Consider the following 20405-nt stretch of genomic DNA (forward strand, 5'->3'; position numbering starts at 1 on the left):
TTGGAGCTTCACCCTATGCCGACCATCGTTACCCACGCCGCCGTACCCCTCTGCATTGGGCTGGGACTGGGCAGCCGGATCATTCCACCACACCTGCTACTGGCAGGAGTTGCCATCGCCATGTTGCCCGATGCCGATGTGCTGGCCTTCAAGCTGGGAGTCGCCTACGGCCATGTCTTTGGCCACCGCGGCTTTACCCACTCCCTGCTGTTTGCCTTTGCCCTGCCTACCCTAGCCATGCTGTTTCATCGCCAATTTCGGGCGAGCATCGCTACCGTCTGGTCGTTTCTGCTGATCTCTCTGCTCTCCCACAGCCTGCTTGACTCGCTCACCACAGGCGGCAAGGGGGTGGGCTGGCTCTGGCCGTGGCATGACGAGCGTTTCTTTGCCCCCTGGCAGGTGATCCGGGTCGCCCCCTTCAAGTTGGAGGCCTATCTCACCGCCCGAGGTGAAGCGGTGATCCTCTCCGAACTCTACTGGGTCTGGCTGCCGGGGGTTGTATTGATGCTGGTGTTGATTTTGTTGCGCCTTATTGTGGCAAATCGATATTTGCAGCATCAATCCAGCCGGTAGTAACGATTTTGCCGTGAAACGCAACTTTGTAGCGGGCATGCGGAAAACTGAAATCAAGCAGGTGTACCCGATCGCCCTTGATGAGGTAACTCTTTTGTGGTTTTTCGCTCTCGGCGCTGGCATAAAAAGAGGCTCGTGCCACACCGACTGTCAGGTAGATATCCGGGAGTTTGCTATTGCAGCTGATAGCGGCAATTTTGGCAGGATGTAGAGTTTCGATACAGAAATCGGCGTAATTCTCTCGCTCGCTGACAAGTGCCAGCTTACCGTCAGCGTTGAGCTGATAGGTACGATCAATATATCTGGAGCCGGATTTCATCGAACTCTCGATCTTGTCTGACATCAGCACGGGATTGACAATTTCATCATTAGTCGCGAGTGAGCAATCATTACCCACCAATTTCACCAGACGATGGAATATATTTACACCACCATAACCAGAGCTTACCGGGAGTGTCAGCAAACTAAAGTGCGGATAGTCGTAGCGTTGCACGGGGCTTTTGATATCCCCCATACCATCCTGCTCAAACGTGAGCATTTGATTGGCGCAGCGTAGTGTTATCTTGTTCTCTTGCTGGCTAAGTTGCACCTGCTTGGTGAGTAAAATGCTATGGTCATGTTCAAGCGAAATGGCTACCGGTGCCGGTTCAATCGCCATCGTATGGGTTGAAAATAGAAGTAGTGAGAGCAAGAACATGATCATCATAGGCTCTACCGCAGTAAAATGGTGGTGTTATAAATAGACTTTTTTTAGATATTGGGTGCGTTCTTGTAGCATATCGATTTGGCACTCCATTCTTGCTTTATTTCTCTGTGCTCCACCGCTATTTAGTGTGTAATAGGCTTTACAGTTTTCATCCAAAAATAAAAGCCAAGCGCGTTGACTCTGGATGAGAGTTTTCCGTATCTCTCCTTTGTTTACGTAACTGTCGTCAAAACCGCCAGACGCATTTTTTTGTAAGGTGGATTGATAAGTTTTGTTTAACTCCTTATCTGCTGCCAATAGATCTGCTTCCAGCTTGCACATAGCAGAAGGAAGATTGCAGATAACATTATCATTGACTGTCTTTCCGAAAGCATTAATGGTTACGAACATTGTGGTGAGGATGATAAAAATAATCTTTGCTATGAGTAAATTACTCTTTGATAAGATTGATGTAAAGTGATTTATTCTATGAATGTACATGGCGTAACCAATATGCTTGAGTTGATATTATATTTTTGAGAGCGGATTTTTGCCAACAATTGTCGCTCGCTTATTATGCCGCTCTTTCCTATAAAATGGAGTCGCAGCTATACCGTATAATCAGCCAGATATTTTATATAACCTGTCGTAATAAAAATTGTCGAAATCCGTGATCGTTTTAAGGGTGAATGGTGCAGGGAGTTGGAAGCGCTTCCAAGTTTCCTTGAAGGTCTCGTCACCATCTTCTTGAGCATCCTGATTGATGTTCTCCTTTATTAAAATTTTCTTGGTCGAGAAATTGATGCTCGTCATCCGCTCAACGAGGGGGCCGCGGTTTTCACTCATGTCGTAGCCAATCAATTCGAAACCGGCGTTCTGATATCTGAATTTGTAAGACCAGTAACCATAGCGTCCATGGCCATAGTGAATTTGCAAGATACCCTTTTCTACGGAGACCCAAAGCTCAGGGGCAAAATAGACACCACCATCTTCATTCTCCGAGGAGAAACAGTTTGGATTTTCGAGAACCAGCTCATAGTGATCACCCTTCTTGAACGCGATGATAAGTCCTCGCCGATTACGATCAAGCTCACCACGGTGTTCATCAACAATGACATTGCGCTTGTCGGTGCCTTTGACAATGATGACCATATCACTTTGACCATCTTTGTTTAAATCCCCCTCGATTTTCTCAAAGACAACATATCCCTTGGGGACAAAATCGAGCGGGTCTTTGGTTTTCAGGGGGGCGCCTTCGGCTAAAACTTGTGCTTGCAACAGCATTAAAAGCAGGAATAACCCTTTTTTCATAACCATTCCATTCTCGTATGACTCTATAGATTGTGAATGATGCGTAAGATGGATGCCCATGGCAAGCGCTTTGAACCATGGGTGGAGACGAGCCTACCTGTTCATAGGCATACTACAAGCATTCCGCCACCGTCTGGTCTCTCTGCTCTACCACAGCCTGCTCGATTCGCTCACCACTGACGGCAAGGGGGTTGGCTGGCTCTGGCCATGGCGTGACGAGCGTTTTTTTGCCCCCTGGCAGGTAATCCGGGTTTCCCCTTCAAGCTGGAGGCGTATCTCACCGCCCGAAGTGAGGCGGTGATCCTCTCCGAGCTCTACTGGGTCTGGCTGCCGGGGGTTGTAGTGATGTTGGTGTTGATGGGATGGCGGGGGTGGGGAAGGGGAGGTAGTGGTGGGATTGGAAAGGTTTGTTGGATATAGAGTGGTTGAGCAAAAAATAAAAACTTGGACACCCATCTCTTGTGTTCTGGTTATACAATGTCTCGCTCAGAAAGATGGGTGTCCTGATTTTTCCTCTGAATTTAGCCTAACGTTTAGTTAAGGGGCGGGCTTTAAACTTGTCCCAGTGAGCGAGTTGTTAGCCGCTATTTGCACTATCACTTTACGTACTAATAGAGGTTTTCCATAAATGCTCTAGAGCGCCATCGTAGAACTGGCAGAGTGCCTGAATACTTGCAGTGTGCTCTTTAATTCCATCTATGTGCTTTATTGCCTCGCGTAGAAATGCCTGTCGTGCACCGAAGGAGGGGTGAGATTCAGACTCTTCCTCTTCAAAATGCTCGTCTCGGATACCTGAACGAAGGCTACGATAGCGCTCAGACAACACCATTGCAGAAAAGAAAAGGTCAAGACCTATAAATGAAAGTGTGGAGTCATAACCTTTGCGAGACATCGCCTGAAGTGTAAGCACGCAACCCCAAAAATCGGCTTCGAATTCTTGCCGATGAGATTTATATATCTCTGCTTCTGAAAGCATCCGTATTGAGCGCCAAGTTGCATCACCTAAGTGTCCAGCATTAACGTGACCAAACTCATGGCCAACAACCATTAATTCCATTCCTTGCCGGAGAAGCTCGGAATAAGAAATATAATCTTTTGGTAAAAGATACGGTTCGGCCTCGCTTGGACAACCCAATATTACATAGGCGTGCAGTACATCAAAAAAACGCTCTGTACATTTATTCGTATTATTCTCGATCTGCAACTTGACTTTGTCGATGTTGCTCGAGAGCTGAATCCCGGATGAATCTGACTTTATGATGGGGAGGCAGAGTGCGAAAGCTTTAGAAAAGAGATGGCAGTACAGGAAAAGCTGAGAGTCAAATAGTAAAAATGTTCGACTAGAACACTTCAGGTTTGCCGCACAGGCATTTACTTGGCCGGTTGGAATAGTACTTGAATGCGGAAAATGCCCGTATTCAAGTTTAAAGTCTTGGGCGGACTGCTCAATTTCTGCAATCAGGCCAGAAAGAATTGAGTGCTGTGATATCGAGTCGAAACGTGTAGGCAGGATGATCTCATCTCTTTGCATCTCATTAAGAAATTTATCTGACTCTTCTTTTGACCAGTAGTTGGAGAAAACCTCCTGAATTTCCCATGCGAAAAACCCCTTTTCACGCTCTAATTCAACTCTCCATAGTTCATTGAGTTTCCCAAATTCACCGCGCGCGATGCTTTCTTCTAAGCACTTGAAGTCAGAGTCTGTATCGGATCTGTATGAGATTTTCATAGTGGCTGACGTTTTGGTTAAGGGGAGGGCTTTAGCCCGTCCCAGTGAGTGAAACGAACGGATTAAACTATTTATTATACATTTACCTTCGACAGTCAAGGCTAAATGTTGTGCCTTAAAAGCTATTAAAAATGAAGCGTAATTGTCGTATAAGCTTAAATAAAGAGCTTTGCCTTCCAGTATTTTTAATTCTCTTTGAAGTTTTATGAGTTGTTTTTTGTCATCATTTTCACAAGACGTATCCACCTATGATTTTTTAACTTCACCATATTTATCAGTGAATTTATCAACCTCAACCTCAACCTGAAACTTTAATACTGGCTCCAGCTCCGTTACTGGCAACATTGTTTTTAGAGCTTTATTTTTATTCTCTAATGTGTTTATCTGAGTCTGCTGACTTTCAATTTTTTAGTTAAAATTGAATTTCTTCTGAAAAATCAGCACTGATAATACCAAATGAAAAGCGTCCATCTGTTGTATAAGCTAGTACGGCAACAATTAGTGCAGTACAAATAAAACCAACAAAACCACCTTTACCAAAATCTGAAACATTAAACTTCATCAAAACTCCAAAATGTATAACGTTTGGTTAAGGGGCCGGCTTTAACCAGTCCCGAGTGAGCGCAGCGAACGGTTTGAACCACTTGTTAGGCTTTTCCTCGCCATTTGTTTTTCCAGTCTTGATAGTCAAATGATTCCGAGTTCAAAGATAAAGTGCAAACTGTGTCATCTATCATTTCTTCTAAGTCATGAATCACATGGCCGCCAGCCATTACGCCAACTATTGTCCCTCCAGTGCCAGGACCATCTGGTTCTAGGTTTGCACGATGATGACTGAAACGGTCTTGTATATATTTAGTTATGTACTTTCTCGACTCTAATCCACCAAAGTGAAGCGGAGGATAAAACTCCGCCAGCTTCACCCAGATATCTTCAAGAAAATCTATATAGTCATAGCTGCCCTGTCTCATATTGGCTGTTATGCCGCTATCCCAAAGTTCTTGAGCACTTTCATGCGCGGCATGGCGCAAAGAAGGAAGTCCCTTGATGAAGGGTAGGTTATGTGGCTGATCCAAGTATCGTCGCACATATATTTTTTTGGGAGTTGATACTTTATTGTTGCGGTCCGTCAGACGCCTAAATAGTTCCAATAAGGCTAAGTTGATTCCTATTACTGCAAGAAATGGCTCGTAGTTTCCATCTGGGTTGCTTGTCCAGAAAGATCCTATTACTAACGCAGAAATTAGAAGGGCTGATTAAATTGTTAAGAGTATTTTATTTTTCATTTTATCAAGGGTTGGTTTGAGCCTAACGCCGCATTCAGCGACCTGTCCGCTGCAATGCCTTGTTAGCCAAGACGCGGTCCTTTGCTTATAGTTTGTGTAGGAGAAAGGGCCTGATAAAGTCTTGGTAAAGTCAACCTAACATATTCCGTTAGAGATATTGAGCTTACAGAATCAGGAGATACGCCAACAACGGACGCTACCGACTCTGGCCCAACCGACCCATCTGAACGACCGTCCTCTTTCTTTAATTCAATTAGATCACCAAGGTATGATTTAAAATTTTCGTCACCGACCCCAAGCTCTAAAATAGATAGGGCTGGATCTACTTCCTTCCATGAAAAGTAATGTCGAGCATGCAAATTCAGATTGGTAGCACCTTCAGATCCATAAACTAAAAAATGATGGTTGTCACGACCTACCATTTCATTTTTTGCTTGTTCGTAGCAAACGAATTTATCTTTTTCTGTTTTAAGTTCTTTTTGGGACCGTTTAAATTCAACAAGTATTAACTTGGCATCGATTCCAAAAATTCCATCACCGCCGATTTCCTGTATGCCAGACAGCGGCGCAGCAAAGTTGATCTTTTTATCAATTGAAGATCGAATAACAAAGTTGTACTCAACTGTTTTTTCCCACCAAATCATTAAATTGTGCACTCCATTATAGCGGCTAACAGTGATTAGATAGAGGGCGGCACTAATCCGATAGCAGAGCCTTCCATATAACTCCGCTCTGCCCTGATAGTTGCCACGAAAAAAATTGAATTAAATCAAAACATTACCAGTCCGCCTCTGATACTTGAATGTATTCGCTTGACCTCCTTGTTTAACGCTTCCATGTCCCCCGTATAAAGAAACAGTGAAGGAGTGGGCGATGGCAAGCGTCGGCAAGGCTACCGCCCTGAGTTCCAGCCCCCAGTTCGCTGCTTTTCACCCGCGAGATAGCAAGCATCGCTGTCATGACGCTTTCCCGAGAGATGGATTGTCATGTGGCTATCATAAGAGGCCGGATTGAGACATGGGAAGAGGTAGTTGATAGAAACCTGAGTTGGCTCAATTAATTAGTGAGCAATCGATATTTTAAGTGCGTCATTGTGTCAGCAGGGAGTACGGAAATTCCCCTCACCCCAGCCCTCTCCCAAGGAGAGAGGGGGCTTGTTCGGCAGCTGAGAGTTGGCACTGTCTTGTCTTGATCCCCCTCTTATTCGCTGAGGCGAGCTCTCTTGTCCAGGCTGCGAGGCAGGATGCCGAGCGAGCGGCGCTGGGCCATGGACGGCCCATCGGCGCGTGCCGTTGGACAAGAGGGTGAGCCGAAGGTACCCGACGTCAGTCGGGCGAATAAGCGGGGGAGAAGACTTTTGGTGACTTTGGGTCTTTCCAAAGTCACTCGCCCAGGCCCGAAGGGCGGGCGAAACCCCGTCGAGGGCGGAGCACTCGCGTTCCATGCGGCGCAGCCGCATCAAACACCTCACCGCTGGCTCGGGAGTTCGGATTAACTCCGCCTGAATCGCGAATGTCCAAATACGTTTTGCTATTCGCCCCTACGGATCTTCATCACATTCGATAACGCCTTAGTGCATCTTGATCCCCTCACCCCAACCCTCTCCCAGAGGGAGAGGGGGCACTGATATTAGGAGCGAAAAGAAGAAATAGAAAAGGGAGCCCATTCGGGCTCCCTTGTTGCTTAGGGTCAGGGCTGAGGGGCCAAGCCAGGCCTGGGGATCAGAGGTGGCGGGTCGCGGCCTTCATCCCTTCCACAAACTCCTTGAGGCGGGTGAGCATATGCTCCGGGTTCTGGTGGTGGGTCTCGATGATCTTCACCACGGCAGAGCCGGAGATGGCACCGGCGGCGCCAGCCTTGATGGCATCGCGCACCTGGGACGGCTCGCTGATGCCAAAGCCGAGCAGGGCGGGGGGGGCCTTGAACTCGCGCAAGGAGTTGATGAGGCCTTCCACCGGCATGCCGGCCTTGGTCTCGGCGCCGGTGACGCCGGCGCGGCTCACCAGATAGGTGTAACCGGAGCCCAGTTCAGCCACGGCTTTGAGCGTCTCGGCGTCGCCGTTCGGCGGGGCGATAAAGATGCTGTCGATGCCGTACTTGTCGGCGGCGGCCTTGTAGGGCTCGCACATCTGCACCGGCACGTCCGCTACCAGCACGGAATCCACGCCCGCCTGCAGACACTTCTCGTAGAAGCCGTCAATCTTGCGCACATAGACCAGGTTCGCGTAGACCAGCAGGCCAATGGGCAGCTCAGGGTACTTGGCGCGGATCTTGGTGAGCAGCCCGAAGCAGTCATCCGGGGTGGTGTGGCTCGCAAACGCCCGCAGGGCCGCGCCTTGGATGGTGGGGCCGTCCGCCACCGGATCCGAGAAGGGAATGCCGAGTTCCAGGGCATCGGCGCCCCCTTCGACCAGGGCATCGACGATGGCCAGCGACAGTTCGGGGGTCGGATCCCCCAGCATCACGAAGGGGACGAAGGCGCCCTGTTTGGCTTGTGCTAACCGGGAGAAGAGTTGTGCGTAGCGATTCATGACAGGGTTCCTTCTTTTTCGAAGATGTCGGCGACGGTGAAGATGTCCTTGTCGCCACGGCCGGAGAGGTTGACGATCAGCACCTGCTCTTTCTCAGGCTCGCTGCGGGCGAGTTTCAGGGCATGGGCCAGGGCGTGGGAGGATTCCAGCGCCGGAATAATCCCCTCCGATTGGGCCAGTTCCTGGAACGCATCCAGCGCCTCTTTGTCCGTGATGGAGACATACTCTGCCCGGCCGATGGCGGCCAGATGGGCGTGCTGGGGGCCGACGGAGGGGAAATCGAGCCCCGCCGAGACGGAGTAGGACTCTTGAATTTGGCCCTGGCTGTCTTGCATCAGGTAGGAGTGCATGCCAAAGAAGACCCCCTTGCTGCCGTGACCCAGCGGCGCACCGTGCTCGCCGCTCTCGATGCCGTGACCGCCCGGCTCGACGCCGATCAGGCGCACTTCAGGGTTGTCGATAAAATCGGCGAACATGCCGATGGCGTTGGAGCCGCCGCCGACGCAGGCGATCACCGCATCGGGCAGACGCTCTTCCTTCTCGAAGCACTGGGCCTTGGCCTCTTCCCCGATCATCTTCTGGAATTCCCGCACGATAGTGGGGAAGGGGTGGGGGCCGGCGGCGGTGCCGAGCAGGTAGTGGGCGCTCTCATAGTTCGCGGCCCAGTCCCGTAGCGCCTCGTTGCAGGCATCCTTCAGAGTGGATGAGCCGGAATGCACCGGTATCACGGTGGCGCCCATCAACTTCATGCGAAACACGTTCGGCTTCTGGCGCTCGCAATCCTTGGCGCCCATGTAGACCCGACATTTGAGGCCAAGCAGGGCGCAGGCCAGGGCTGTGGCGACCCCGTGCTGACCGGCGCCGGTCTCGGCGATGATCTCGGTCTTGCCCATGCGCTTGGCGAGCAGGGCCTGACCCAGCACCTGGTTAGTCTTGTGAGCGCCGCCGTGCAGCAGATCTTCCCGCTTCAGATACAACCTGGTCTGGGTGCCCTTGGTGAGGTTGCGAGTCAGGGTGAGGGGGGTCGGGCGACCGGCGTACTCGGTCAGCAATTCCTCAAACTCGGCGATGAAGGCCGGATCCTCCTTGGCATCGACGAAGGCCTTCTCCAGCTGGAGCAGGGCGGGGACGAGGATCTGGGGTACATACATACCGCCAAATTCCCCGAAGAATGGATTGAGCAGAGTCATGGGACTATTCCTTGTATTTATAGGCGAAAGCGATTCATCAATTGGGTGCATGTTCACAGGGCGTGCTGGGCGCTCTCACAGTTGACGCAGGGCGCCAAAGGCCGCAGCGAGCTTCTGGGGATCCTTCTGGCCCGGCGCACTCTCCACCCCGGAGTTGAAATCAAGGCCCAGACAGCCCACTTGAGCGGCTTGCAATGCGTTGTCGGCGTTCAGGCCGCCGGCCAGCATCAGCCGGGATTTATCGAGCCCCGCCAGCAGGGACCAGTCGAAGGCCTGGCCGGTGCCACCGCTCTGGCTGCCCACTTTCGTGTCCAGCAGCAGGCGATCCGCCGGGAAGTCGAGGGTGGGCAGGGGCTCGCCACTCGTGATGCCGACGGCTTTCCAGATCTCGCAGCCTGGGGGCAGCAGGGGGCGCAGGCTCTCGATATAGGCGGCATCCTCATCCCCGTGCAGTTGCACGGCGGCGAGGTTCAGGGCATCCACCGTCTTGGCGATGGTGGCGGCCTGGGCGTTGCGAAACACCCCGACGTAGGAAAGCGGCGCGCCCGCCATCACGGCGCGGGCGGCGGGGATGTCCACGTAGCGCGGGCTCTTGGCGACGAAGATGAGGCCACCGAAGACGGCGCCAGCCTGATGGGCGGCGGCGGCGTCCTCAGGCTTGGTCAGGCCGCACACCTTGTTCTGGCCCAGGGTGAGCTTGCGCACCGCAGCCTCGAGATCGTTCTCTTCCATCAGGGACGATCCCACCAAAAAGCCCTTGGCATGCTGGCGCAGCTCGGCCACCTGGGCGCGGTTGCGGATACCGGACTCGCTGATGACAACCCGATCCGCGGGAATGCGGGCGGCCAGCTGACCGGTGCGCGCGATATCGACGCTGAGATCCCGCAGGTCGCGGTTATTGATGCCGATGACAGGGGCGCCCAGCGCGATGGCGCGCTCCAGCTCTTCTTCGTTGCTTACCTCGGTCAGCACGCCGAGACCCAGCTCTTTCGCCACCGCGAACAGGGCGTTATAGCCCTCGTCGGTGAGCACGGAGAGCATCAGCAGGATGGCGTCCGCCTGATAGTGGCGGGCCAGATAGACCTGATAGGGGTCGATCATGAAGTCCTTGCACAGCACGGGCTGCTGAACCCGGGAGCGCACCCGTGGCAGAAACGCGAAATCCCCCTGGAAGAACTTCTCGTCGGTCAGCACGGAGATGGCGGTGGCGTATTTGCCATAGACATCGGCGATGGCCTCGGGGCTGAAGTCATTGCGGATCAGGCCCTTGGAGGGAGAAGCCTTCTTGCACTCGAGAATGAAGCGGGTAGAGCCTGCCCGCAGTTGCCCCTCGAAGTCCCGGTCGCTTGGCACCAGCGCGGCCTTGAAGCTCTCGAACGGCTGGGCTTCCTTGCGGGCTTCAATCCAGCCCTGCTTGGCGGCCACTATCTTGCCGAGAATGGTCTGGTTGATGGAGGCCATGTTCAAGAAAGCATGGGGGGCAATGACGTCTGACATCTCGTTATCCTTGCGAAGCTGTGAACTGCCCTTCGGGCGTTCTGAGTGAGTGCCTTGTGGGCTCTCTTTGATCGTGGCTGACATCATGCCTCCTGATGGCTCAGGGTGGCCAGCGCCTTCGCGAGGGCGCTGCACTCGCCGCTCGCGAGCTTGGTCAGCACCAGGGCGGCAGCCTGCTTGAAGTCCGGCGCCTTGCCCGCCATCACCAGCAGGGGCGCCACGTTGGCGGCGATGGCGGCGTTGTGGGCCGGGCTGCCTTCGCCTGCCAAAATGGCGGCGGTGATGGCGCGGTTCTCCTCCGGCTCACCGCCCTGGATGGCGCTGACCGGGTAGGTGGCGAGGCCAAAGTCCGCCGGGGTAATGAGGTACTCGCGGATCTCGCCGTCCCGGATCTCGGCGACCTGGGTCGGGCCGTGGATGGCGATCTCGTCCAGCCCCGCGCCGTGTACCACCATACCGGTTTTCAGACCCAGCGCCAGCAGGGTTTCGGCGATGGGACGCACCAGTTCCGGCGCATAGACTCCCATCAGCTGATAAGTGGGACGGGCCGGGTTAATAAGGGGCCCGAGCACGTTGAACAGGGTGCGGGTCTTGAGGGCCTGACGCACCGGCATGGCGTGGCGCACCCCGGCGTGGTACTGGGGGGCGAACAGGAAGCAGATGCCGAGCTCGTCGAGGCAACGGCGGGCCTGCTCTGGGCTCATGTCGAGCTTGATCCCCATCTTGTCGAGCAGGTCGCTCGAGCCGGACTTGCTCGAGACGGAGCGGTTGCCGTGCTTGGCGACCTTGAGGCCGCAGGCCGCGGCCACCAGAGCCGAGGTGGTGGAGACGTTGATGGTGTTGAGGCCATCGCCGCCGGTGCCGACGATATCGCAGAAGGCATAATCCGGGCGCGGGAAGTCGCGGGCCTCGGCCAGGAGCGCATCGGCGGCGCCGGCGATCTCCTCCGGGGTCTCTCCCTTGAGTTTGAGGGCGGTGAGCAGGCTCGAGAGCACGATGGGATCCACTTCGCCGCGCACGACCTGACCGAAGGCATCGCGCGCTTCATCGCGCGACAGAGACAGCCCCTGATAGAGGGTATTGAGATGTTGATGCATGGGAGTCTCCTTACCGCACCGTACTTTCGGGACGCGTCACGTGGGCGAGGGCCTGGGTGAGCAGGCGGGCCCCTTCGCTTGTCATGATGGATTCTGGGTGGAACTGGAAGCCGAGCACGCGCTCGCCGCTCTGCTCGACAGCCATGGGCATGCCCTGATAGTGGGCAATCACCTGCAGCTCTTCCGGCACATAGGTCGCGACCAGAGAGTGGTAGCGGGCCACCGGCAGCGGGCTCGGCAGACCGGCGAAGGCGCCGTGGCCGTTGTGCTCGATGAGGGAGCGCTTGCCGTGGACGATTTCCCCCGCCGCCCCGACTGTGCCGCCATAAGCTTCACACAGGGCCTGATGACCGAGGCAGATGCCGATGATGGGCACCCGGCCACGGGCCAGCTTGATGAGCTCGATCAGGCAACCCGCCTCGTGGGGGGCACCTGGGCCCGGCGAGAGCACCAGCACGGCGTCGCCACCGGCGGCTTCGATCTCATTCATGATGCGGCTGGCCGGCAGGCTGTTGCGGTAGATGCGCACCGGATAGCCAAGGGTGCGGAACTGATCCACCAGGTTGTAGGTAAACGAATCGAAGTTATCGAGCAGGAAAATATTAGTCATGATACTGCTCCTTCGAAGGGCGGAACTGATCGGCAACCTGGCAGTAAGTGAACGAGTCGAAGTTATCGAGCAGGAAGATGTTAGTCATGGCGCGCTTCCTTGTGCTTCTCTGACTGGTGCTCCTGCAGGCTCAGGGCCTGCAGGGAGGTGCCATGGCTGGCGGCGATGGCGGCCAGCACGGCGGCGGCCTTGGCGCGGGTCTCGTCCGCTTCGGCTTGGGGTTTGGAGTCATAGACGACGCCGGCACCGGCCTGGACATGGGCAACGCCGTCTTTCACGAAGGCGGAGCGGATGACGATGCAGGTATCCATTTCCCCCTCACCGTTGAGATAGCCCACGGCGCCGCCGTAGCTACCACGGCGCTTGCCTTCCACCATGCGGATGAGCTCGCTGGCGCGCAGCTTGGGGGCGCCGGTCAGGGTGCCCATGTTCATGCAGGCCTGATAAGCGTGCAGGGCATCGAGATCGGTGCGCAGGGTGCCGACCACCCGGGAGACCAGGTGCATCACGTGGCTGTAGCGATCCACTTTCAGCAAGTCTTTGACGTAGCGGGTGCCGGGCTCGGAGATGCGGGCGATGTCGTTGCGACCCAGATCCACCAGCATCAGGTGCTCGGCGACCTCTTTCTCGTCCTGGCGCAGCTCCAGCTCGATGCGGCCATCCAGGTCCAGATTGATGCTGCCGTCCGGGTTGAGGCCACGACGGCGGGTGCCGGCGATGGGATACATCTCCACCTGGCGGCTGCCCGCCTCGAACTTGACCGCGCTCTCCGGGGAGGCGCCAAACAGGGTGAAGCCCTCGTCCTGCACGTAGAACATGTAGGGGCTGGGGTTGGTCTGCTTGAGGCGACGGTAGGCGGCGACGGGCTCGGGGCAGGGCAGGGAGAAGCTGCGGGACGGTACCACCTGGAAGATGTCGCCACGGCGGATAAAGCCCTTGAGCTTCTCCACCTCTGCGCAGAACTGCTTGTCGTTCTTGTCGACCGCCAGCGCCCCGGTCAGGGGTTGGGTCGCCTGTTGCCTGGGCTGCGGCTGCTGACAGGCCAGCTTGAAGGTCTCGAGACGGGCGGTCAAACGGGCATAGCGCTCGTCGAGCTGGCTGTCATCTTCTTCACCGCCGCCGAAGAGACAGGCCAGCAGCTGGGTGCTCTGCTTGATGTGATCGATTGTGATCAGGGTCTCGGCCACGTAGAAGCAGTAGTCGGGGCAGTCGTTGCTGCCTTCCGGCACCTCGGGCAGATCCTCGAAGGAGGCGATGAGGTCGTAGGCGAAGCTGCCCCCCATAAAGAGCGCCTGCTTGTTCGCGCTAGCGTCAAGAGGGCCGAGCTGGCATTGCAGCTCCCGTTGCAGGGTGCGCAGCACGTCCAGCACGCTGATCCCCTTGAGGCGGCTGTCTTCGTCGAGCTCCCGATCGGAGGCCGGGAAGGCGAGGCTGAGCTCGCCGTTGTCCTGGGTGCGAGCGATGAGAGCGGGCAGGCGCTCATCAAGCAGGGCTTGCAGCCGCTCGCCGTTGTCGTTGAGGGCGCGTACCCGCACGGTGCGGCCGCGGCACTCGATGCGCAGGCAAGCGTCCACCAGCAGCAGGCTCTGGGTACCGGCCTTGGAGTCGATCTCCACGGATTCCAGCAGCAGGTTGTTGGGGCGGCCCTGACAGAGCTGGCTGTAGAGCGCCAGCGGATCCGTCACATAGGGGGCGTTGAGCCGGATGGTATCGAATTCGCCCAGGGGTAACCGGGTCTTGTTGCCTGTCATGATGCGTTCCCTTGCAGCTGTTCTGTGTAACCGATGTTCATGATGTTGAGTCTCTTGAAAATGGATGGATGGGGTTGCCTCAGTGGGCCCGCCATCGCCCTGCTTGTACGCTGATCAGAATTCTCGGTTTCATCAGATGTCCATTTGCCGGATAATAAAAAAGCCCGCTGGGGTCAGCGGGCTTTTTCTCTGGGTTCTTAATTTGCTGTCAGATTTCAGGTACAGCAACGACCACACGCCCGCATGTCAGGGAATGTGCCACCACCAGCTATGGGTCAGGGTGATTGTCGTTTGCATGATAAAATCCTGTATCGATCTGTTTGCACTTGAAGTGTCTACAGAAAACGCTAAAGCCGCGGCCAAGTCAAGTCGCTTTTTTGCCGCTTTTTGCCAAGCGGATCAGTCAACGAGAGCGAAACAAGCCGATGAGATTCGATCTTCACTGTCATACCACGGCCTCGGATGGGGTGCTTTCGCCCTCCGACCTGGTGCGCCGCGCCGCCGAAAAAGGGGTCGAGGTGTTAGCGGTCACTGACCACGACACCCTCGCCGGCCTTGATGAAGTTCGTGCAACGATCGCATCCGAGCAGTTGCCGCTGCGACTGGTGAGCGGGGTCGAGATCTCCACCGGTTGGGAGCATCACGAAATTCACATTGTGGCGCTCGGGGTGGATGAACAAAACCCGGGGCTCACCGCCTTCCTGGCCGCCCAGCTGGCTCGTCGGGAGGCCCGTGCCGAGGAGATAGGGCGCCGTCTGGAGAAGTGCCAGCTGCCCGGCACCTATGAAGAGGCCAAGGCCCTAGCCGGCGAGGCCGCCGTGACCCGAGCCCATTTTGCCCGGGTGCTGATGGCCCGCGGGGTGGCGGACAACATGCAGAAGGTCTTCAAGAAGTACCTGAGCCGGGGCAACAAGGGCTATGTCCCCGCCGAGTGGCCCGAGATGGCGGTGGCCATCGAGGCCATCCACGGCGCAGGTGGCCTGGCAGTGCTGGCCCATCCGAGCCGCTACGATCTCACCGCCAAGTGGATCAAGCGGCTGCTGGTGGCCTTCAAGTCCGCCGGGGGGGATGCCATGGAGGTCTCCCTGCCCCAGCAGAGCCCCCAGGAGCGGGCCAATCTCGGTCAGTGGGCCAAGGATCACGATCTCTACATCTCGGTGGGATCGGACTTCCATTTCCCTTCCAGCTGGACCGAGCTCGGCCGCCATCTCTGGTTGCCCAAGGAGGGGATGCCGCTCTGGCTGGGCTATCCCGGCCACTTCGGCCTCAGCCCCGAGGAGCATGCCAGCCTGCTGGCCGCCCGCTGAGACGCGGTTCGGCAGGCCAATGGGGCCCATTTTAACTTTTGGCGCGAGCGAGTCTGCGCCAAAGGCGTTAAGGTAGTGTCATGGGCGCAGGCCCTCGACCATGAAGCGGGCACACGCAGTGCCCCCATCGCGAGAACAGCATATGAGTCAGCATTTTTACGTACATCCCGATAATCCCCAGGCCCGCCTCATCGGCCAGGCGGTGCAGATCCTGCAAAACGGCGGCGTCATCGTCTATCCCACCGACTCCGGTTATGCCCTTGGCTGCCAGATGGGCAACAAGGATGCCCTGGAACGCATCTGCCGCATCCGCCGCATCGAGCCGAACCACGATTTCACCTTGGTGTGCCGGGATCTCTCCGAAATCGCCACCTACGCCAAGGTGGACAACAGCGCGTTTCGCCTGATCAAGAACAACACTCCGGGCCCCTACACCTTCATCTTCAAGGCGACCAAGGAAGTGCCGCGCCGCCTGATGAACGAGAAGAAGAAGACCATCGGCATCCGGGTGCCCGCCAACAACATCGCCCTCGCACTGCTGGAGGAGCTCGGCGAGCCCCTGCTCTCCACCACCCTGATCCTGCCGGGCTCCGAGATGGCGGAGTTCGACCCGGAAGAGATCGCCGACAAGCTCGGCAAGCAGCTGGATCTGGTGGTCAACGGCGGCTATCTCGGCGAGCAGCCCACCACGGTCGTGGACTTCTCCGACGACGAGCCCGTGCTGCGTCGTCGCGGCGCCGGGGATCCCACGCCGTTTGAATAAGGCCGCCGACACGGCGACCCAGGCCCAGGGTGAGGGAGACCAACCCCCGCCCATCCCTGCGCCGCCCATCGCCACCGTCCTGGGGCAGCCCTATCATGAGCTGCCCCAGGATCTGTTTATTCCGCCGGATGCGCTGGAAGTCTTCCTCGACACCTTCGAGGGGCCTCTCGATCTGCTGCTCTACCTCATCCGTCGCCAGCAGCTGGACATCCTGAACCTGCCGATCCTGCAGATCACCGCCCAGTACATGGAGTACGTGGAGCTGATGCAGGGGCTGAACCTGGAACTCGCCGCGGAATACCTGCTGATGGCGGCCTGGCTCGCCGAGATCAAATCACGCCTGTTGCTGCCCAAGGCTCCGGAGCTGGAAGATGAGGAGGAGGGGGAGGATCCCCGGGTCACCCTCATTCGCCGGCTGCAGGAGTACGAGCGCTACAAGCTGGGTGCCGAACGGCTGGACGCCCAGCCCCGGCTGGAGCGGGAGATCTATGTGGCGAGCGCCTTGCCGCCGGATTTCGGCTCCCTGAAGCCGCTCGCTCCCGATGTTTCGCTGGTTGAGCTCGCCCTTTACATGCAAAGTGTGGTAAAACGCGCGACTCATTTTGAGCATCACCAGATCCGCCGGGAACAGATCCCGACCCGGGTGCGCATGGCGGAGATCCTGGCCATGTTGTCCCTGGGGCAGACCCTGCGCCTCGATCAGGTGGTCAAGGCCGAAGAGGGGCGCATGGGGGTGCTGGTGACGTTTCTGGCGCTGCTTGAGCTGTGCAAGGAGTCCCTAATCTGGATCCTGCAGGCCGAGCCCCTCGGTCCCATCCACTTTGCACTGGCCAGTGCGTCCGAGGAGGGCAACCATGGCGTTACCCATTGAGCGGTCGAAGACCCTGAAACCGGGGGAGGGGCGTCATGGCATTGCCTGCTGAGCGGCTCAAGAGCCTGATCGAGGCGGCGCTCTTCGTCGCCGGTCGTCCGCTCTCGGTGAGCGAGCTCAAGGCCGGGGTGCTCTCGGACTACCCGGTCACCGGTCGCTACGTCCAGCTGCTGCTGGCGGAGCTCAGGAAAGACTATGAGACGCGGGGGGTGGAGCTCAAAGAGGTCGCCTCCGGCTGGCGCTTCCAGGCCCGCCAGGAGTATGCCGAGGAGCTCTCGAGGCTCTGGAGCGAGCGGGCGCCGCGCTATTCGCGGGCAGTGATGGAGACGCTGACGCTGATCGCCTATCGCCAGCCCATCACCCGGGCCGAGATCGAGGCCATTCGCGGGGTGGCGGTGTCGAGCCAGATCGTCAATACCCTGAAGGAGCGTGGCTGGGTGCGCAGCATAGGCCACAAGGAGGTGGTGGGGCGCCCCGAGCTGCTCGCCACCACCCGGGAGTTTCTGGATTATTTCAACCTGCGCAGTCTGGAACAGCTTCCCGAGCTGGATCCCGAACTGCAGTCCCCCTTGTCCGGTATGCTGGGTGAGGGGAGCGGCGGTCAGAGCGTGCCGTCCTAGCAAGATGAGTATCAAGCGGTGGCGGCGAACCCGAGCGGGTGCCGCCACAGTAAGTCACCGTTGCCCTGTATCAAACGGGCAGCGATCAACAATCAGGTAAACCCGATGAGTGAAAAACTGCAAAAAGTATTGGCCCGCGCGGGTCAAGGCTCCCGTCGTGAGATGGAGGCCCTGATCACCGCAGGTCGGGTCAGCGTGGATGGCAAGGTCGCCACGCTGGGGGATCGCGTCGAAGTGAACGCCGTGATCCGGGTGGATGGTCACCAGGTCAAGACCCGTGCGGCGGAAGAGCAGATCTGCCGCGTGCTGGCGTACCACAAGCCCGAAGGGGAGATGTGTACCCGTCACGATCCGGAAGGGCGCCCCACCGTGTTTGATCGCCTGCCCAAGATGGACGGCGCCCGCTGGATTGCGGTGGGTCGTCTGGACGTCAACACCTCCGGCCTGCTGCTGTTCACCACCGACGGCGAGCTGGCCAACCGGCTGATGCACCCGAGCCACGAAGTGGAGCGGGAATACGCGGTGCGCGTGTTTGGCGAGATCACCGAAGCCATGCTGCAGCGCCTGCGCAAGGGCGTGCAGCTGGAAGACGGCATGGCCAAGTTCAACAAGATCAAGCCGGCCGGCGGTGAGGGCCTGAACCAGTGGTTCAACGTCACCCTGACCGAGGGCCGCAACCGCGAGGTGCGCCGCCTGTGGGAATCCCAGGAAGTGCAGGTGAGCCGTCTGATGCGCATCCGCTACGGCGACGTCACCCTGGATCGCGGCATCCCCCGCGGTGGCTGGCAGGAGCTGAAACTCCCAGAGGTGAACTACCTGCGCGGCCTGGTGAATCTGCCCAACGAGACCGAGTCCAAGGTCGATCTGCAGCAGGACGGCAAGGCCGGTCGCCACAAGCAGGCCGCCCAGATCCGCCGCGCCGTCAAGCGCCACAAGGAGATGCAGGGCAAGGAGCCGCGCGCCCGCAGCACCACAGCCCGTCGCAAGCCGACCTCCTCCACCCGCAACTCGGGTACCGGCAGCAAGTAAGCTCGCCCTGGGTGACCCCGTCCCTTCAAAAGCCCGCACCTCTCGGTGTGGGCTTTTCTATTGCTGCTGGCAACGCCCGGCCGGGCAGGGCAGATCCCCTACGGTCAGCGCCATTTTCATTCACGGCGCCAATGGATTCTGATGTTGATGAGTTTCTCTATCACGTTGCGCCATATGAGGGAGCGGTTGCTCTGCCAGGGCTGGCTTGTTAGCCTTTCCCGCACTGACACAGGAGAGAAGAATGAGCAAGGTATTGGATGAGCTGCTGGCACTGCTGGCGCTCGAGAAAATCGAGGAGGGCCTGTTTCGGGGCCAGAGCCAGGATCTCGGTCTGCGGGCCGTGTTCGGCGGACAGGTGATGGGGCAGGCCTTGTCAGCCGCCAAGCAGACGGTGGCGAGCGATCGCCAGGTGCATAGCTGTCACTCCTACTTCCTGCGCCCTGGGGATGCCAACAAGCCCATCGTCTACGACGTGGAGAACATCCGCGACGGTCAGACCGTCTCCACCCGCCGGGTCAAGGCCATCCAGGGCGGCAAGCCCATCTTCTATCTCAACGCCTCGTTCCAGGTGGAGGCCGCGGGCTTCGAACACCAGGCCAGGATGCCCGAGGGCATCACGCCCCCGGAGCAGCTCAAGAGCGAGCTGGAGCTGGTGCGCCCCTACGAGCAGGTGATCCCCCCGGCCCTGCGGGACAAGATCCTGTGCGAGAAGCCCATCGAGATCCGCCCGGTGACCCTGGTCGACCCCATACGTCCGGATGTGCACGAGCCCCTGCGCTACACTTGGTTCAAGGCCAACGGCCCCGTGCCGGACGATCAGCGGGTGCACAACTACCTGCTGGCTTACGCCTCCGACTTCCACTTCCTGTTCGCCGCCCTGCAGCCCCACGGCGTCTCCTACTGGGAGCCGGACATGCAGGTGGCGACCATAGATCACTCCATGTGGTTCCACCGGGAGTTCCGGCTGGATGACTGGCTGCTCTACGTGGTGGACAGCCCGAGCGCCAGCGGTGGCCGCGGTCTGGTGCGCGGCCAGTTCTTCACCCGTGACGGTGTGCTGGTGGCCAGCACCATGCAGGAAGGGGTGATCCGCCGCCGGGGCACTGGCGCATGACAAGGCCAGGCGGCCAGGGGGTAATCTTGTGATAGTGCCCATCTTGCGCAGCTTCGATGAGGGCAAACTCAGAAGTTTCTACCTCGACTATCTGGGGTTTGTCATCGACTGGGAGCACAGGTTCGGCCCGGACATGCCGCTCTACCTGCAGATCTCCCGGGGGGACTGGGTCATCCATCTCTCCGAGCACCACGGAGATGCCTGCCCTGGGGCGGCCCTGCGCCTCTCCACCGACCAGCTCGACGCCCTGTTTGCGGAGTGGCGGGCCAAGGGGTATCCCAACGCCAGGCCCGCCATCGAGACCATGCCCTGGGGTTGTAGGGAGCTCACGGTGCGGGATCCCTTCGGGAATCGACTGGTCTTTACCGAGCCCCTGCCGCCGGCAGAACTCGTCTCATAAAAAACGGGAGCCACTGGCTCCCGTTTTTTATTGGCTGACTT

At 57.6% G+C, this 20405-nt stretch carries 21 protein-coding genes and 1 pseudogene; 9 read left to right on the forward strand and 13 right to left on the reverse strand.

Annotation, left to right across the window (positions count from 1 at the left end; genetic code table 11):
• The first annotated feature begins 15 nt into the window (after positions 1-15).
• The gene (locus ACRCYW_RS03700; RefSeq protein WP_438548820.1) at positions 16-573 is read left to right on the forward strand and encodes a metal-dependent hydrolase; all 558 of its coding nucleotides are present in this window, start codon (positions 16-18) and stop codon (positions 571-573) included.
• Here ACRCYW_RS03700 and ACRCYW_RS03705 read toward each other — a convergent pair.
• The 3 genes from ACRCYW_RS03705 to ACRCYW_RS03715 form a co-directional block, all read right to left on the reverse strand.
• Positions 530-1279: a hypothetical protein gene (locus ACRCYW_RS03705; protein ID WP_438548821.1), complete on the reverse strand. Its 750-nt coding sequence runs from the start codon at positions 1277-1279 to the stop codon at positions 530-532. The genes ACRCYW_RS03700 and ACRCYW_RS03705 overlap by 44 nt on opposite strands.
• Positions 1280-1306: 27 nt before the next feature.
• The gene (locus tag ACRCYW_RS03710) at positions 1307-1759 is read right to left on the reverse strand and encodes a lysozyme inhibitor LprI family protein (protein ID WP_438548822.1); all 453 of its coding nucleotides are present in this window, start codon (positions 1757-1759) and stop codon (positions 1307-1309) included.
• A gap of 120 nt (positions 1760-1879) precedes the next feature.
• Entirely contained in the window at positions 1880-2569 is a 690-nt protein-coding gene (locus ACRCYW_RS03715) for a hypothetical protein (protein ID WP_438548823.1), read from the reverse strand.
• 133 nt (positions 2570-2702) lie between these two features.
• Between ACRCYW_RS03715 and ACRCYW_RS03720 the strand changes: the two are divergent.
• Positions 2703-2989: pseudogene (locus ACRCYW_RS03720) on the forward strand (metal-dependent hydrolase); the annotation flags it as partial.
• A 181-nt stretch (positions 2990-3170) separates the two neighbouring features.
• Here ACRCYW_RS03720 and ACRCYW_RS03725 read toward each other — a convergent pair.
• From ACRCYW_RS03725 to ACRCYW_RS03770, 10 genes are all read right to left on the reverse strand, one after another.
• A complete protein-coding gene (locus ACRCYW_RS03725) occupies positions 3171-4544 on the reverse strand; it encodes a hypothetical protein (RefSeq protein WP_438548824.1) in 1374 nt (457 codons plus the stop codon).
• Between the two features lie 166 nt (positions 4545-4710).
• Entirely contained in the window at positions 4711-4860 is a 150-nt protein-coding gene (locus ACRCYW_RS03730) for a hypothetical protein (protein ID WP_438548825.1), read from the reverse strand.
• A gap of 85 nt (positions 4861-4945) precedes the next feature.
• Positions 4946-5374 carry a hypothetical protein gene (locus tag ACRCYW_RS03735; protein WP_438548826.1) on the reverse strand — a complete coding sequence of 143 codons (429 nt, stop codon included), beginning with the start codon at positions 5372-5374 and terminating at the stop codon, positions 4946-4948.
• A 272-nt stretch (positions 5375-5646) separates the two neighbouring features.
• Positions 5647-6228 (reverse strand): hypothetical protein, encoded by a 582-nt coding sequence (locus tag ACRCYW_RS03740; RefSeq protein WP_438548827.1) that lies wholly within the window; start codon positions 6226-6228, stop codon positions 5647-5649.
• Between the two features lie 1077 nt (positions 6229-7305).
• Complete coding sequence (trpA, locus tag ACRCYW_RS03745) at positions 7306-8115, reverse strand: tryptophan synthase subunit alpha (protein ID WP_438548828.1); 810 nt, start codon at positions 8113-8115, stop codon at positions 7306-7308.
• Positions 8112-9305: a tryptophan synthase subunit beta gene (gene trpB, locus ACRCYW_RS03750; RefSeq protein ID WP_438548829.1), complete on the reverse strand. Its 1194-nt coding sequence runs from the start codon at positions 9303-9305 to the stop codon at positions 8112-8114. Before trpB ends, trpA begins: the two co-directional genes overlap by 4 nt.
• Before the next feature lie 75 nt (positions 9306-9380).
• A complete protein-coding gene (trpCF, locus tag ACRCYW_RS03755; protein ID WP_438548830.1) occupies positions 9381-10802 on the reverse strand; it encodes a bifunctional indole-3-glycerol-phosphate synthase TrpC/phosphoribosylanthranilate isomerase TrpF in 1422 nt (473 codons plus the stop codon).
• 83 nt (positions 10803-10885) lie between these two features.
• Positions 10886-11899 (reverse strand): anthranilate phosphoribosyltransferase, encoded by a 1014-nt coding sequence (gene trpD / locus ACRCYW_RS03760; protein WP_438548831.1) that lies wholly within the window; start codon positions 11897-11899, stop codon positions 10886-10888.
• Between the two features lie 10 nt (positions 11900-11909).
• On the reverse strand, positions 11910-12509 hold the full coding sequence (locus ACRCYW_RS03765; RefSeq protein ID WP_349918642.1) for an aminodeoxychorismate/anthranilate synthase component II: 600 nt from the start codon (positions 12507-12509) through the stop codon (positions 11910-11912).
• 80 nt (positions 12510-12589) lie between these two features.
• Positions 12590-14260, reverse strand: a complete 1671-nt coding sequence (locus ACRCYW_RS03770; protein WP_438548832.1) for an anthranilate synthase component 1 — start codon at positions 14258-14260, stop codon at positions 12590-12592.
• 425 nt (positions 14261-14685) lie between these two features.
• On the opposite strand from ACRCYW_RS03770, the gene rnm reads away from it, so the two are divergent.
• From rnm to ACRCYW_RS03805, 7 genes are all read left to right on the forward strand, one after another.
• The gene (gene rnm / locus ACRCYW_RS03775; protein ID WP_438548833.1) at positions 14686-15567 is read left to right on the forward strand and encodes an RNase RNM; all 882 of its coding nucleotides are present in this window, start codon (positions 14686-14688) and stop codon (positions 15565-15567) included.
• Positions 15568-15709: 142 nt separating this feature from the next.
• Positions 15710-16330: an L-threonylcarbamoyladenylate synthase gene (locus ACRCYW_RS03780; protein WP_438548834.1), complete on the forward strand. Its 621-nt coding sequence runs from the start codon at positions 15710-15712 to the stop codon at positions 16328-16330.
• Positions 16323-17201: a segregation and condensation protein A gene (locus ACRCYW_RS03785; protein WP_438548835.1), complete on the forward strand. Its 879-nt coding sequence runs from the start codon at positions 16323-16325 to the stop codon at positions 17199-17201. The genes ACRCYW_RS03780 and ACRCYW_RS03785 overlap by 8 nt, the downstream gene beginning before the upstream one ends.
• 35 nt (positions 17202-17236) lie before the next feature.
• Complete coding sequence (scpB, locus tag ACRCYW_RS03790; protein WP_438548836.1) at positions 17237-17821, forward strand: SMC-Scp complex subunit ScpB; 585 nt, start codon at positions 17237-17239, stop codon at positions 17819-17821.
• 105 nt (positions 17822-17926) lie between these two features.
• Complete coding sequence (rluB, locus tag ACRCYW_RS03795; RefSeq protein ID WP_349918632.1) at positions 17927-18850, forward strand: 23S rRNA pseudouridine(2605) synthase RluB; 924 nt, start codon at positions 17927-17929, stop codon at positions 18848-18850.
• A gap of 241 nt (positions 18851-19091) precedes the next feature.
• Positions 19092-19964 (forward strand): acyl-CoA thioesterase II, encoded by an 873-nt coding sequence (tesB, locus tag ACRCYW_RS03800; RefSeq protein ID WP_438548837.1) that lies wholly within the window; start codon positions 19092-19094, stop codon positions 19962-19964.
• Between the two features lie 28 nt (positions 19965-19992).
• Positions 19993-20364, forward strand: coding sequence for a glyoxalase superfamily protein (locus ACRCYW_RS03805; RefSeq protein ID WP_438548838.1), 372 nt, complete (start codon positions 19993-19995; stop codon positions 20362-20364).
• Positions 20365-20405 lie beyond the last annotated feature (41 nt).

Origin of the sequence: Aeromonas sp. (assembly GCF_051657805.1) — a bacterium.
Lineage (GTDB): Bacteria > Pseudomonadota > Gammaproteobacteria > Enterobacterales > Aeromonadaceae > Aeromonas.